The organism is Serratia sp. Tan611 (genome assembly GCF_905188235.1).
In the GTDB taxonomy this organism is placed as follows: Bacteria; Pseudomonadota; Gammaproteobacteria; order Enterobacterales; family Enterobacteriaceae; genus Serratia_B; species Serratia_B rhizosphaerae.
In genome coordinates, this window is sequence record NZ_LR994655.1 from 4554412 (window position 1) to 4567519 (window position 13108).

General features: G+C 56.6%; 7 protein-coding genes, 1 tRNA gene and 3 rRNA genes. 2 read left to right on the top strand and 9 right to left on the bottom strand.

Annotated elements, in window-relative coordinates; genetic code table 11:
• The first annotated feature begins 120 nt into the window (after nucleotides 1-120).
• The gene (gene edd, locus TAN611_RS21440; RefSeq protein ID WP_203066987.1) at nucleotides 121-1935 is read left to right on the top strand and encodes a phosphogluconate dehydratase; all 1815 of its coding nucleotides are present in this window, start codon (nucleotides 121-123) and stop codon (nucleotides 1933-1935) included.
• A gap of 77 nt (nucleotides 1936-2012) precedes the next feature.
• Complete coding sequence (locus TAN611_RS21445) at nucleotides 2013-2654, top strand: bifunctional 4-hydroxy-2-oxoglutarate aldolase/2-dehydro-3-deoxy-phosphogluconate aldolase (RefSeq protein ID WP_203066988.1); 642 nt, start codon at nucleotides 2013-2015, stop codon at nucleotides 2652-2654.
• Between the two features lie 27 nt (nucleotides 2655-2681).
• Here TAN611_RS21445 and aceK read toward each other — a convergent pair whose 3' ends face one another.
• The 9 genes from aceK to TAN611_RS21490 all read right to left on the bottom strand — a co-directional run bounded on the left by aceK (nucleotide 2682) and on the right by TAN611_RS21490 (nucleotide 13093).
• Nucleotides 2682-4427, bottom strand: coding sequence for a bifunctional isocitrate dehydrogenase kinase/phosphatase (gene aceK, locus TAN611_RS21450; protein WP_105232862.1), 1746 nt, complete (start codon nucleotides 4425-4427; stop codon nucleotides 2682-2684).
• Nucleotides 4428-4496: 69 nt separating this feature from the next.
• Nucleotides 4497-5804: an isocitrate lyase gene (aceA, locus tag TAN611_RS21455; protein ID WP_105232863.1), complete on the bottom strand. Its 1308-nt coding sequence runs from the start codon at nucleotides 5802-5804 to the stop codon at nucleotides 4497-4499.
• Nucleotides 5805-5839: 35 nt separating this feature from the next.
• Complete coding sequence (gene aceB, locus TAN611_RS21460; RefSeq protein WP_203066989.1) at nucleotides 5840-7438, bottom strand: malate synthase A; 1599 nt, start codon at nucleotides 7436-7438, stop codon at nucleotides 5840-5842.
• A 386-nt stretch (nucleotides 7439-7824) separates the two neighbouring features.
• Nucleotides 7825-8754, bottom strand: coding sequence for a homoserine O-succinyltransferase (gene metA / locus TAN611_RS21465; RefSeq protein ID WP_105232865.1), 930 nt, complete (start codon nucleotides 8752-8754; stop codon nucleotides 7825-7827).
• 134 nt (nucleotides 8755-8888) lie between these two features.
• Nucleotides 8889-9557 (bottom strand): hypothetical protein, encoded by a 669-nt coding sequence (locus TAN611_RS21470; RefSeq protein ID WP_187043952.1) that lies wholly within the window; start codon nucleotides 9555-9557, stop codon nucleotides 8889-8891.
• 157 nt (nucleotides 9558-9714) lie between these two features.
• Nucleotides 9715-9830, bottom strand: a 5S ribosomal RNA gene (gene rrf / locus TAN611_RS21475).
• Nucleotides 9831-9874: 44 nt separating this feature from the next.
• Nucleotides 9875-9950: transfer RNA gene (locus tag TAN611_RS21480), tRNA-Thr, on the bottom strand.
• 13 nt (nucleotides 9951-9963) lie between these two features.
• A 5S ribosomal RNA gene (rrf, locus tag TAN611_RS21485) occupies nucleotides 9964-10079 on the bottom strand.
• 106 nt (nucleotides 10080-10185) lie between these two features.
• A 23S ribosomal RNA gene (locus TAN611_RS21490) occupies nucleotides 10186-13093 on the bottom strand.
• Between the last annotated feature and the right edge of the window lie 15 nt (nucleotides 13094-13108).

Below are 13108 nucleotides of genomic sequence, written 5' to 3' on the forward strand. Positions count from 1 at the left end.
TTTGACACACCGATAACAACACCAGTAACGGCCCTCGGCATGCCGCCCCCTCTGGGACACCAGCCGCATCCGAGGGCCCCGCCATCCGGCGGGCCTATAACGAAAAAATGTGAGGAAGGTATGATTAACTCAACCCTATCCCGTGTAACGCAACGCATTATTGAACGCTCCAAACCGACCCGCACCGCCTATCTGGCGCGCATTGAGGCAGCCCGCTGTAAAACTGTGCACCGCTCCCAACTGGCCTGCGGCAACCTGGCGCACGGCTTCGCCGCCTGCCAGCCGGATGATAAAACCGCGCTGAAGAATATGGTGCGCAGCGATATCGCCATTATCACCGCCTACAACGATATGCTGTCCGCCCACCAGCCCTATGAAGACTACCCGCAGCGACTGAAAAAGGCGCTGAACGCCGTGGGCGCGGTCGGTCAGGTGGCCGGCGGCGTACCCGCAATGTGCGACGGCGTTACCCAGGGCCAGGACGGTATGGAGCTGTCGCTGATGAGCCGCGATGTGATTGCCATGTCCGCAGCGGTCGGCCTGTCGCATAACATGTTCGACGGCGCGCTGTTCCTCGGCATCTGCGACAAGATCGTGCCGGGGCTGGTGATGTCGGCCCTCTCTTTCGGCCATCTGCCGGCGCTGTTCGTCCCCGCCGGGCCGATGACCAGCGGACTGCCGAATAAAGAAAAAGTGCGCGTGCGCCAGCTGTATGCCGAAGGCAAGGCCGATCGTCAGGCGCTGCTGGAAGCCGAAGCGGCCTCTTATCACAGCATCGGCACCTGCACCTTTTACGGCACCGCCAACACCAACCAGATGATCATGGAAGTGATGGGCCTGCACCTGCCGGGCGCCTCTTTCGTGCATCCGGACACCCCGCTGCGCGACGCGCTGAACGATGCGGCGGCGCGTCAGGTGACGCGTCTGACCGAAACCGCCGGCAACTATCTGCCCATCGGGCGCCTGGTGGATGAGAAGGTGGTGGTTAACGGCATCGTCTCGCTGCTGGCGACCGGCGGCTCCACCAACCTGACCATGCATATGGTGGCAATGGCCCGTGCGGCAGGCATTATCATCAACTGGGATGACTTCTCCGAACTGTCGGAAGCGGTACCGCTGCTGTGCCGGATTTACCCGAACGGCCCGGCGGACATCAACCAGTTCCAGGCCGCCGGCGGCGTACAGCTGGTGGTACGGAAACTGCTGCAGCATGGCCTGCTGCATCAGGATGTGCATACCGTCGCCGGCTTCGGCCTGGAGCGCTATACCCAAGAGCCGTGGCTGGACAACGGCCAGTTGGCCTGGCGCGACGGCGCAGACAGCTCGCTCGACGCCGGCGTGATTGCCAGCATCGCCCAGCCGTTTGAACACCACGGCGGTACCAAGGTGATGTCCGGCAACCTTGGCCGTGCGGTGATGAAAACCTCCGCCGTACCGGCGGACAACCAGATTATCGAGGCGCCGGCGGTGGTGTTTGAAAGCCAGCACGATATCGTACCGGCGTTTGAAGCCGGCCAGCTGGACAAAGATTGCGTGGTCGTGGTGCGCTTCCAGGGACCACAGGCCAACGGCATGCCGGAACTGCACAAACTGATGCCGCCGCTGGGCGTGCTGATGGACCGCGGCTTCAAGGTAGCGCTGGTTACCGACGGCCGCCTGTCCGGCGCCTCCGGCAAGGTGCCTTCCGCCATCCACGTGACGCCGGAAGCCTACGCCGGCAGCGCGCTGGCGAAAGTGCGCAACGGCGATATGATCCGCGTTAACGGCCGCAGCGGCGAGCTGACGCTGCTGGTCGATGAGGCCGAACTGGCGGCGCGCGAGGCTTATCAACCCGATCTGAGCGCAGAACACGTCGGCTGCGGCCGCGAGCTGTTCGGCGCATTACGCAGCCAGCTGTCCGGTGCCGAACAGGGCGCCTGCTGCATTACATTTTAACCGCAAGCGGCGTGCGGCTGGGGGCGTCAACCATCAGCCGCCTGCCGCCTGAGGTCTATTCTGGAGAGGAACCGTCTATGAATAACTGGAAAACAAGCGCTGAGCAGATCCTGACGTCCGGCCCGGTCGTCCCGGTCATCGTCATCAATAAACTGGAGCATGCGGTGCCGCTGGCGAAAGCATTGGTTGCCGGCGGCGTGCGCGTGCTGGAAGTGACGCTGCGCACCGACTGCGCGCTGGACGCCATCCGCGCCATCGCCAATGAGGTGCCTGAAGCCATTATCGGCGCGGGCACCGTGATTAACGCCCAGCAGTTGCAGGCAGTCACCGACGCCGGCGCGCAGTTCGCCATCAGCCCCGGCCTGACCGACTCCCTGCTGCAGGCCGCTACCGCCGGCAGCATTCCGCTGATTCCGGGCATCAGCAGCGTCTCAGAACTGATGCTGGGTATGGATTACGGCCTGCGCGAGTTTAAATTCTTCCCGGCCGAAGCCAACGGCGGCGTGAAGGCCCTGCAGGCGATCGGCGGCCCGTTCCCGCAGGTGCGTTTCTGCCCGACCGGCGGCATTTCGCCGAACAACTATCGCGACTATCTGGCGCTGAAAAGCGTGCTGTGCATCGGCGGCTCCTGGCTGGTGCCAGCGGACGCGCTGGAAAACGGCGACTACGGGCGCATTACCGAGCTGGCGCGTGCGGCCGTGGCCGGCGCCAACGCATAATCGTAGCGGGCGCAGCCAGACTGCGCCCTACGCCGTGGCCGACAGCGGCGCTGCGCCGCGCTGGCTAAAGCGCCGCCTTTTGCGGTAGGCGAAGACGTCTTCTACATGCCCCTGGCGGATACGCTGCTGCAGGCCCCGCCAATACTCCGCCTCAAACAGATCGCCGTGCAACGCCTCGAAAACCTGGCGGATACGCGGATCGCTGCACAGAAAATGGCGAAACTCCTCGGGGAACACGTCGTTGGGCGCGATGCTGTACCACGGCTCGCTGGCCAATTCGTCTTCCGGATAGCGCGGCGGCGGAATATCGCGGAAGTTCACCTCGGTCATATAGCAGATTTCATCGTAATCGTAGAACACCACCCGCCCGTGGCGCGTCACGCCAAAGTTTTTAAACAGCATATCCCCCGGGAAAATATTCGCCGCCGCCAGCTGTTTGATGGCGTTGCCGTACTCTTCAATCGCGTCATGCGTCTGCTGCTCGTCGGCCTGCTCCAGGTACAGATTCAGTGGCGTCATGCGACGCTCCATATACAGGTGGCGGATAATGATGCGGTCGCCCAGATCCTCCAGCTTTTCCGGCACCTCACGCTGCAATTCCGCCAGCAGTTCCGGGCTGATGCGCGCCTTGTCGATGACAAAGTTCTCATACTCCTGAGTATCGGCCATCCGCCCGACCCGGTCATGCTCCTTTACCAGTTGGTAGCAGGCCATCACCTGCGCCGGCGTCACCTCTTTCTGCGGCGCAAAACGGTCCTTAATCACTTTGAAGACCCGATCGAACGACGGCAGGGTAAACACCAGCATCACCATGCCCTTCACCCCCGGCGCAATAATAAATTGCTCCTGCGAGCGGGCCATAAACGTCAGGTATTCGCGATAGCATTCGGTTTTACCGTGCTTCTGGCAGCCAATCGCCATATACAATTCGGCGGTGGTTTTACCCGGTAAGATTTCCCGCAGCCATTCGACCATCGCCGCCGGCAGCGGTGCATACACCATAAAATAAGAGCGGGCGAAGCCAAAGACGATGCTGGCCTCCTCTTTGCTGGTCAGGCAGGTATCGATAAACAGCGCGCCGGATTCGCTGTGGTGAATCGGCAACAGAAAAGGGAATACGCCGCCTGTGGTGCGCAATTTACCCACCAGCCAGGCGGCCTTATTGCGATAAAACAGTTCGTTGGCGATTTGAAAGGTGCCGTCGGCCAGCTGCGCCGGTGCAAATGCCTGCCGCAGCGCCGCCGTGACATAGCGGATATCACGCGCCAGATCCTCCCAGGGCAGGCGCAGCGGCAAATCGGTCAGCAGGGTGTGCAGCATGGCGGACAGATCGCCGTTTGGCACCACGTCGCGCGCCAGCGGACGGGGAATGTCGCGAAAGCGCCGTTCCGGCTGCGAGCTGAAGACAAACAGCTTTTCCGGCGTTAAATCACGATGCTTAAACAGCCGGCAGTAGACCGAGTTAAAAAAACTCTCGGCGATCTCAAAGCGCGGATACTCCGGTAGCAGTTCGGTGTATACCGCTTTGACCCGACAGGGAAAGTCCGCATCAAAATCTTGCTTGCCGGTAATACATTTCAGCTGTTCCACCACCAGACCAACGTGGTGGTCATACAGGTGGATACGCTTTTTCATCGCCTGCTGCACCGCAGGCCAGTCTGCACGTTCAAAACGCTGCTGCGCCCCGGCGGTGACCTCCAGAAAGCGCCCGTACTGCGCATCAAAGCCCTGCAGGATAGTCTGCGCGATCAACAACTCCATTTTTGCTGCCATCGAGATCCTCCCACCATGCCTGTCGGGCCGGGCTGACGCCCGGCCCTGCGCAAGCCAACGTCGAAACGGCTAGAACTGCTGCTCTTCGGTGGAGCCGGTCAGCGCGGTTACCGAGGAGGCGCCGCCCTGAATCACCGTGGTTACCCGATCGAAATAGCCGGTTCCCACCTCCTGCTGGTGCGACGCGAAGGTATAGCCGCGGCTGCTGGCGTCAAACTCCGGCTGCTGCACTTTTTCCACGTAGTGTTTCATGCCCTCGCCCTGCGCGTACGCATGGGCCAGGTCGAACATGTTGAACCACATGCTGTGGATGCCGGCCAGGGTAATAAACTGGTATTTGTAGCCCATCGCCGACAGTTCCTCCTGGAAGCGGGCAATGGTCTGGTCGTCGAGGTTCTTTTTCCAGTTGAACGACGGCGAGCAGTTATAGGCCAGCAGCTTGCCGGGGAACTTAGCGTGGATCGCTTCGGCAAAGCGTCTGGCGGCCGCCAGATCCGGCGTAGAGGTTTCACACCACACCAGGTCGGCATAAGGCGCATAGGCCAGCCCGCGGCTGATCGCCTGTTCAATCCCAGCCTGAGTGCGGAAGAAACCTTCCACGGTGCGATCGCCGGTCACGAACTCGCGGTCGTAAGGGTCACAGTCTGAAGTCAGCAGGTCGGCCGCATCGGCATCGGTGCGGGCAATCAGCAGCGTCGGCACGCCCAGCACGTCAGCCGCCAACCGCGCCGCTACCAGCTTCTGAATCGCTTCCTGCGTCGGCACCAGCACTTTCCCCCCCATATGACCGCACTTCTTCACCGCCGCCAGCTGGTCTTCAAAGTGCACGCCGGCGGCGCCGGCCTCTATCATCGCCTTCATCAGCTCAAAGGCGTTCAGCACCCCGCCAAAGCCCGCTTCCGCATCGGCGACGATCGGCAGGAAGTAATCGACATAGCCCTGGCTGCCCGGCTCAATGTTATTCGCCCACTGGATCTGATCGGCGCGTCGGAACGTATTGTTAATCCGTTCCACTACCGCCGGCACGGAATCAACCGGGTACAGCGACTGGTCCGGATACATGGCGGAGGCGGTGTTGGCATCCGCCGCCACCTGCCAGCCCGACAGATATACGGCTTCCACGCCGGCTTTGGCCTGCTGCAGCGCCTGCCCGCCGGTCAGCGCCCCCAGACAGTTGACATAGCCTTTACGCGCGCCGCCGTGCAGCAGCTCCCACAGTTTGGCGGCGCCGTTTTGCGCCAGCGTGCAGACCGGGTTGACCGAACCGCGCAGGTTGATCACATCTTCCGCGCTGTACGGGCGGGTGATGCCTTCCCAACGTGCGGATTTCCATTCCTGTTCCAGCTGTTGGATCTGTTGGCTACGAGAAGTCGTCATAATTGTTATCCTTGCGTTGTAGGGTGAGGAATGGTTCAGGCCAAGAGCTCATAACCCGGCAGGGTCAGAAAATCGATCAGTTCATCTTGCGTGGTGATGCGTTCCATCAGGCGCGCCGCCTCGTCGAACCGGCCGGCGTTAAAGCGCGCTTCTCCCACTTCCTGACGAATGACCAACATCTCTTCGTTCAGCATTTGACGAAACAGCGCCTTGGTGACCAGTTGTCCGTCGCTGAGAGATTTTTCATGATGGATCCACTGCCAGATGGAAGTACGTGAGATTTCCGCCGTGGCGGCATCTTCCATCAGTCCGTAGATCGGTACGCAGCCGTTGCCCGAAATCCACGCTTCGATGTACTGCACCGCCACCCGGATGTTGGCGCGCATACCGGCTTCGGTACGTTCGCCCTCGCATGGCTCCAGCAGTTGCTCGGCAGTAATCGGCGCATCCTGTTCCCGCATCACCTCCAACTGGTTACGACGCTCGCCCAGCACTTGGTCAAACACCGCCATCACGGTATCGGCCAGCCCCGGATGCGCCACCCAGGTGCCATCATGGCCGTTGTCCGCCTCCAACTGTTTGTCTGCCCGCACCTTGTCCAGCACCCAGGCATTTTTTTCCGCATCTTTACTCGGTATAAACGCCGCCATGCCGCCCATGGCAAAGGCACCGCGCCGGTGACAGGTTTTAATCAGTAGGCGGGAGTAGGCGCTCAGGAAGGGCTTATCCATGGTGACCGACTGGCGATCCGGCAATACGCGATCGGCGTGATTCTTCAGCGTTTTGATATAGCTGAAAATATAATCCCAGCGGCCGCAGTTCAGGCCGACGATATGGTCGCGCAGGTGATACAGGATCTCATCCATCTGGAACACCGCCGGCAACGTTTCAATCAGCAGGGTCGCTTTGATGGTGCCCCGCGGCAGGTCGAAACGATCTTCGGTAAAGCTGAACACCTCGCCCCACCAGGCCGCCTCCTGCCACGACTGAGTTTTCGGCAGATAGAAATAGGGGCCGCTGCCATTTTCCAGCAGTTGGCGATAGTTATGGAAAAAATACAACGCAAAATCGAACAGGCCGCCCGGAATAGCTTCGCCCCGCCACTGCACATGTTTTTCCGGCAGGTGCAGGCCACGCACGCGGGCAATCAATACCGCCGGATCCGGCTTCAACTGGTAAATTTTACCGGCTTCGTTGGTATGGGAGATGGTGCCGTTCACCGCATCGCGCAGGTTGATTTGGCCGTCGATCACCTTGTCCCAGCTGGGCGCCAGCGAGTCTTCAAAGTCCGCCATAAATACTTTCACATTGGCGTTCAGCGCATTGATCACCATCTTGCGTTCAACCGGCCCGGTGATCTCCACGCGGCGATCGCGCAGGTCCTCAGGGATACCGCGTATTTTCCAGTCACTTTCACGAATGGAAGCCGTTTCCGAAATAAAACCAGGCAGCCCACCGCGATCGATCGCTGCCTGTACGTCAACGCGCGCAGCCAGCAATTCATTACGCTGCGGTGTGAACTTGCTGACCAGTTCGGCCAGAAACTCGACCGCACCATCGGTCAGTATCAGTCGGGCTGCCGCACTCAATCCCTGAGTAAACGTTAACTCCGTCCCTACTGTCTGTTGCGTCATTGTCATGCTCCTTCCCATCTTTCCCGCCCATGGCCGCTAGCCGGGGCGCTCTGCTCATCAAATATTGCGCGGGTTCAGGAGGGATAAAACGACCGTAAACTGGTCAGATCTCACCCTGCATGCTTTAAGAATAACCAACAAATAATAAAAATCAAAAACCATTTCCATTTTTAATTTAATTTATATTTTAACCTTTTGTTATCAGTTAATTACGGAAATTTAACAAACAATAGCTACAGGAAAGTAATTCCAATAATTAAAAAACGGAAGAATAACTGACTGTAAATAAAGGAGTTACAGGGCGTTGTATAGAAAGAAAGGAGAAATAAAAAGAGAGAGGGGATGACGGCGGCCTCGATTCAGCCGCCAGGAAAAAATGAAAATGACTATTCGAGAGTAGGATTCATGTGGCGCAGATCAAACGGTGTGATCTGGTAGACGTAATAGTTCAGCCAATTGGAGAACAGCAGGTGTCCATGACTGCGCCAGGAGGCTTTAGGGGGTAAATCTGGGTTGTCATCGGGGAAGTAATTGAGCGGTACGGTGGGGTTGAGGCCGGCATCGTAATCACGACAATACTCTCCCGCTAACGTCAGCGCATCGTACTCCGGGTGGCCCGTAACAAAGGCCAAACGCTTGTCCTTGCTGGCAAACAGGTAGGCGCCTGCCTGCTCAGATTCAGCCAGGATATCAAGGTCAGTATATCGACGGATTATCTCCGTCGGGAAATCCGCATAGCGTGAATGCGGTGCCAGAAAGGTTTCATCAAAGCCGCGGGTCAGCAACGCATGCTGCTGCAGCGTCTGGTGTTGATAAACCCCTGACAGCTTCTCTTCAAGCGTCATCTTCGGGATGCCATACAGGATATTCAACGCCGCCTGCACCGCCCAGCAGACAAATAGCGTGGAGGTTACGTGCTCCTTAGCCCAATCGATAACGCGTTCGATCTGCGGCCAATAGGCAACATCACAAAAGTCGACTAATCCCAGCGGGGCACCGGTGACGATCAGACCATCGTAATTGTCATGCTGAATATCTTCAAAGTTACAGTAGAAGTTATTCAGGTGTTCGGCCGGCGTGTTCTTAGATTCACGGCTGTCGATACGCAGCAGTTGAATATCAATCTGCAGCGGTGAGTTGGACAGTAAACGCAGGAACTGATTTTCCGTCTCTATTTTTTTTGGCATCAGGTTAAGGATCAGCACCTTTAACGGCCTGATTTCCTGCGTTTTTGCCCGTGAGGATGTCATCACGAAGACATTCTCATTACGCAAGAAACAGACCGCAGGTAACTCATCAGGAACACGAATCGGCATTACTTAATCCTCACACATCCGTTTATACGTTTAGACTTCTAGATGCCCGACGATAGCGTTTTTTAAATCCAATGTCGAGCATTCAGCCGGAAGGTGAAAATGTTTCATTTCTGGCCGCGTTCCTGCGGTAACAATCAGCGTTTACGCAGTACGCCATCCGGGTTGGCGTTCATCAGACCGCAGCTCTCGCCATTAGTGATGATTAAGTATTCTCCTAAACGATGCAGCTTCAGTTCACAGGGCGCATCTGTCGGCTGCGGCGCAATCAACTGCGCATCTTGTTGATTCACCGGCATGGTAAACGGGAACACCGTGCTGATACGGCCAGGATCGCTGCCGCCTCCAATAAACTGATACACCGCCTGCCGACTTGTTATCTTCAGTTGGCGGTGGCTGTCACTGCTCACCCAGACGCCGCGCCAATCGGCCGGGGTGACATCGGGCAGTACCCGCAGCGTATCCGCTTTTAACCAGTTAGCTGTTTGGGTACCTTTGCCATTAATGTAATAACTGCAACGGTAACCTCTCTGTTCCGGCCCAACCACCAGGCGATCGCCGGCAATCAGATAGCTACGCCCTTGCTGCAGATGGCCGTTTTCCAGTTTTGGATTCTCGTTCCAGTCATCCGGATAGCGGTAGTCGAAGAAATAACTCTTGGCAGTAATTTCAGCCAGTTGCGCACGATCTTGCGGCTGCTCATCTTGCATGCCGTGGCAAAACAGCCCGGACTCAGCGGCAGCGGACGGCACGTAAATCGTGGCAGAGAGAAGCATGCAGATAGTGAAGAGAGGACGTATTTTCATGGGTTCACTCCTGTGAACATAGGCAGATTGGCTAATTTTAATTAACCATCACCCTTTTAGGAACGCCAAGAGGTAGATTTGACAGGAAACGTACTTTGAATAATGGGCAAAACAAAAAGCCCTGTGCGTCAGCACAGGGCTTTTTGTTTTATTTGATGCTTGGCAGTGTCCTACTCTCGCATGGGGAGACCCCACACTACCATCGGCGCTACGGCGTTTCACTTCTGAGTTCGGCATGGGGTCAGGTGGGACCACCGCGCTATTGCCGCCAAGCAAATTCTTTTTCTGCCGAACTTCTCAACCCACTTTGAATAAAGTGGTGCTGATACCCAGAGTCGAACTGGGGACCTCACCCTTACCAAGGGTGCGCTCTACCAACTGAGCCATATCAGCACACAAATTTGATGCCTGGCAGTGTCCTACTCTCGCATGGGGAGACCCCACACTACCATCGGCGCTACGGCGTTTCACTTCTGAGTTCGGCATGGGGTCAGGTGGGACCACCGCGCTATTGCCGCCAGGCAAATTCTGTTTTAATCAACCCGCAACGCTTCCACGTCGCCAGTCAATCCAATCTCGGAACTTCACTGAAAATCAAATCACGTCTCTAAAACACCTTCGGTGTTGTAAGGTTAAGCCTCACGGTTCATTAGTACTGGTTAGCTCAATGCATCGCTGCACTTACACACCCAGCCTATCAACGTCTTAGTCTTAAACGTTCCTTCAGGGGCCTTAAAGGCCCAGGGAAGACTCATCTTGAGGCAAGTTTCGCGCTTAGATGCTTTCAGCGCTTATCTTTTCCGCACTTAGCTACCGGGCAATGCCATTGGCATGACAACCCGAACACCAGTGGTGCGTTCACTCCGGTCCTCTCGTACTAGGAGCAACCCCTCTCAATCTTCCAACGCCCACGGCAGATAGGGACCGAACTGTCTCACGACGTTCTAAACCCAGCTCGCGTACCACTTTAAATGGCGAACAGCCATACCCTTGGGACCTACTTCAGCCCCAGGATGTGATGAGCCGACATCGAGGTGCCAAACACCGCCGTCGATATGAACTCTTGGGCGGTATCAGCCTGTTATCCCCGGAGTACCTTTTATCCGTTGAGCGATGGCCCTTCCATTCAGAACCACCGGATCACTAAGACCTGCTTTCGCACCTGCTCGAGCCGTCACTCTCGCAGTCAAGCTAGCTTATGCCTTTGCACTAACCTCACGATGTCCGACCGTGATTAGCTAACCTTCGTGCTCCTCCGTTACTCTTTGGGAGGAGACCGCCCCAGTCAAACTACCCACCAGACACTGTCCTCACCCCCGATTAGGGGGCCGAGTTAGAACATCAAACATTAAAGGGTGGTATTTCAAGGTTGGCTCCATGCAGACTGGCGTCCACACTTCAAAGCCTCCCACCTATCCTACACATCAAGGCTCAATGTTCAGTGTCAAGCTATAGTAAAGGTTCACGGGGTCTTTCCGTCTTGCCGCGGGTACACTGCATCTTCACAGCGAGTTCAATTTCACTGAGTCTCGGGTGGAGACAGCCTGGCCATCATTACGCCATTCGTGCAGGTCGGAACTTACCCGACAAGGAATTTCGCTACCTTAGGACCGTTATAGTTACGGCCGCCGTTTACCGGGGCTTCGATCAAGAGCTTCTGGTTACCCATAACCCCATCAATTAACCTTCCGGCACCGGGCAGGCGTCACACCGTATACGTCCACTTTCGTGTTTGCACAGTGCTGTGTTTTTATTAAACAGTTGCAGCCAGCTGGTATCTGCGACTGGCTTCAGCTCCATCCGCGAGGGACTTCACCTACGCGCCAGCGTGCCTTCTCCCGAAGTTACGGCACCATTTTGCCTAGTTCCTTCACCCGAGTTCTCTCAAGCGCCTGGGTATTCTCTACCTGACCACCTGTGTCGGTTTGGGGTACGATTTCGTGTTACCTGGAGCTTAGAGGCTTTTCCTGGAAGCTTGGCATCAACTACTTCTGCACCGTAGTGCATCGTCATCACGCCTCAGGGTTAACAAGTAACCGGATTTACCAGGTCACTCCCCCTACACGCTTAAACCGAGACAACCGTCGCTCGGCTAGCCTAGCCTTCTCCGTCCCCCCTTCGCAGTAACACCAAGTACAGGAATATTAACCTGTTTCCCATCGACTACGCTTTTCAGCCTCGCCTTAGGGGTCGACTCACCCTGCCCCGATTAACGTTGGACAGGAACCCTTGGTCTTCCGGCGTGCGGGTTTTTCACCCGCATTATCGTTACTTATGTCAGCATTCGCACTTCTGATACCTCCAGCATGCCTCGCAGCACACCTTCAACGGCTTACAGAACGCTCCCCTACCCAACAACACCTAAGTGTCGCTGCCGCAGCTTCGGTGCATGGTTTAGCCCCGTTACATCTTCCGCGCAGGCCGACTCGACCAGTGAGCTATTACGCTTTCTTTAAATGATGGCTGCTTCTAAGCCAACATCCTGGCTGTCTGTGCCTTCCCACATCGTTTCCCACTTAACCATGACTTTGGGACCTTAGCTGGCGGTCTGGGTTGTTTCCCTCTTCACGACGGACGTTAGCACCCGCCGTGTGTCTCCCGTGATAACATTCTTCGGTATTCGGAGTTTGCATCGGTTTGGTAAGCCGGGATGGCCCCCTAGCCGAAACAGTGCTCTACCCCCGAAGATGAGTTCACGAGGCGCTACCTAAATAGCTTTCGGGGAGAACCAGCTATCTCCCGGTTTGATTGGCCTTTCACCCCCAGCCACAAGTCATCCGCTAATTTTTCAACATTAGTCGGTTCGGTCCTCCAGTTAGTGTTACCCAACCTTCAACCTGCCCATGGCTAGATCACCGGGTTTCGGGTCTATACCTTGCAACTAGACGCCCAGTTAAGACTCGGTTTCCCTACGGCTCCCCTATTCGGTTAACCTTGCTACAAAATATAAGTCGCTGACCCATTATACAAAAGGTACGCAGTCACACCACGAAGGTGCTCCCACTGCTTGTACGTACACGGTTTCAGGTTCTATTTCACTCCCCTCGCCGGGGTTCTTTTCGCCTTTCCCTCACGGTACTGGTTCACTATCGGTCAGTCAGGAGTATTTAGCCTTGGAGGATGGTCCCCCCATATTCAGACAGGATAACACGTGTCCCGCCCTACTCATCGAACTCACGACCTGTGCATCTTCGTGTACGGGACTATCACCCTTTACTGTGCGACTTTCCAGACGCTTCCACTGACACACAAGCCGATTCAGGTTCTGGGCTCTTCCCCGTTCGCTCGCCGCTACTGGGGGAATCTCGGTTGATTTCTTTTCCTCGGGGTACTTAGATGTTTCAGTTCCCCCGGTTCGCCTCATGCCACTATGTATTCATGACATGATAATGTGTCGAAACACACTGGGTTTCCCCATTCGGGTATCGTCGGTTATAACGGTTCATATCACCTTACCGACGCTTTTCGCAGATTAGCACGCCCTTCATCGCCTCTGACTGCCTAGGCATCCACCGTGTACGCTTAGTCACTTAACCTCACAACCCGAAGGT

Bases quoted from the DNA above. Each gene is read 5' to 3' on its own strand.
- TAN611_RS21445 (WP_203066988.1), top strand. From the start codon at position 2,013: ATGAATAACTGGAAAACAAGCGCTGAGCAGATCCTGACGTCCGGCCCG.
- metA (WP_105232865.1), bottom strand. From the start codon at position 8,754: ATGCCGATTCGTGTTCCTGATGAGTTACCTGCGGTCTGTTTCTTGCGT.
- TAN611_RS21470 (WP_187043952.1), bottom strand. From the start codon at position 9,557: ATGAAAATACGTCCTCTCTTCACTATCTGCATGCTTCTCTCTGCCACG.
- aceK (WP_105232862.1), bottom strand. From the start codon at position 4,427: ATGGCAGCAAAAATGGAGTTGTTGATCGCGCAGACTATCCTGCAGGGC.
- edd (WP_203066987.1), top strand. From the start codon at position 121: ATGATTAACTCAACCCTATCCCGTGTAACGCAACGCATTATTGAACGC.
- aceA (WP_105232863.1), bottom strand. From the start codon at position 5,804: ATGACGACTTCTCGTAGCCAACAGATCCAACAGCTGGAACAGGAATGG.
- aceB (WP_203066989.1), bottom strand. From the start codon at position 7,438: ATGACGCAACAGACAGTAGGGACGGAGTTAACGTTTACTCAGGGATTG.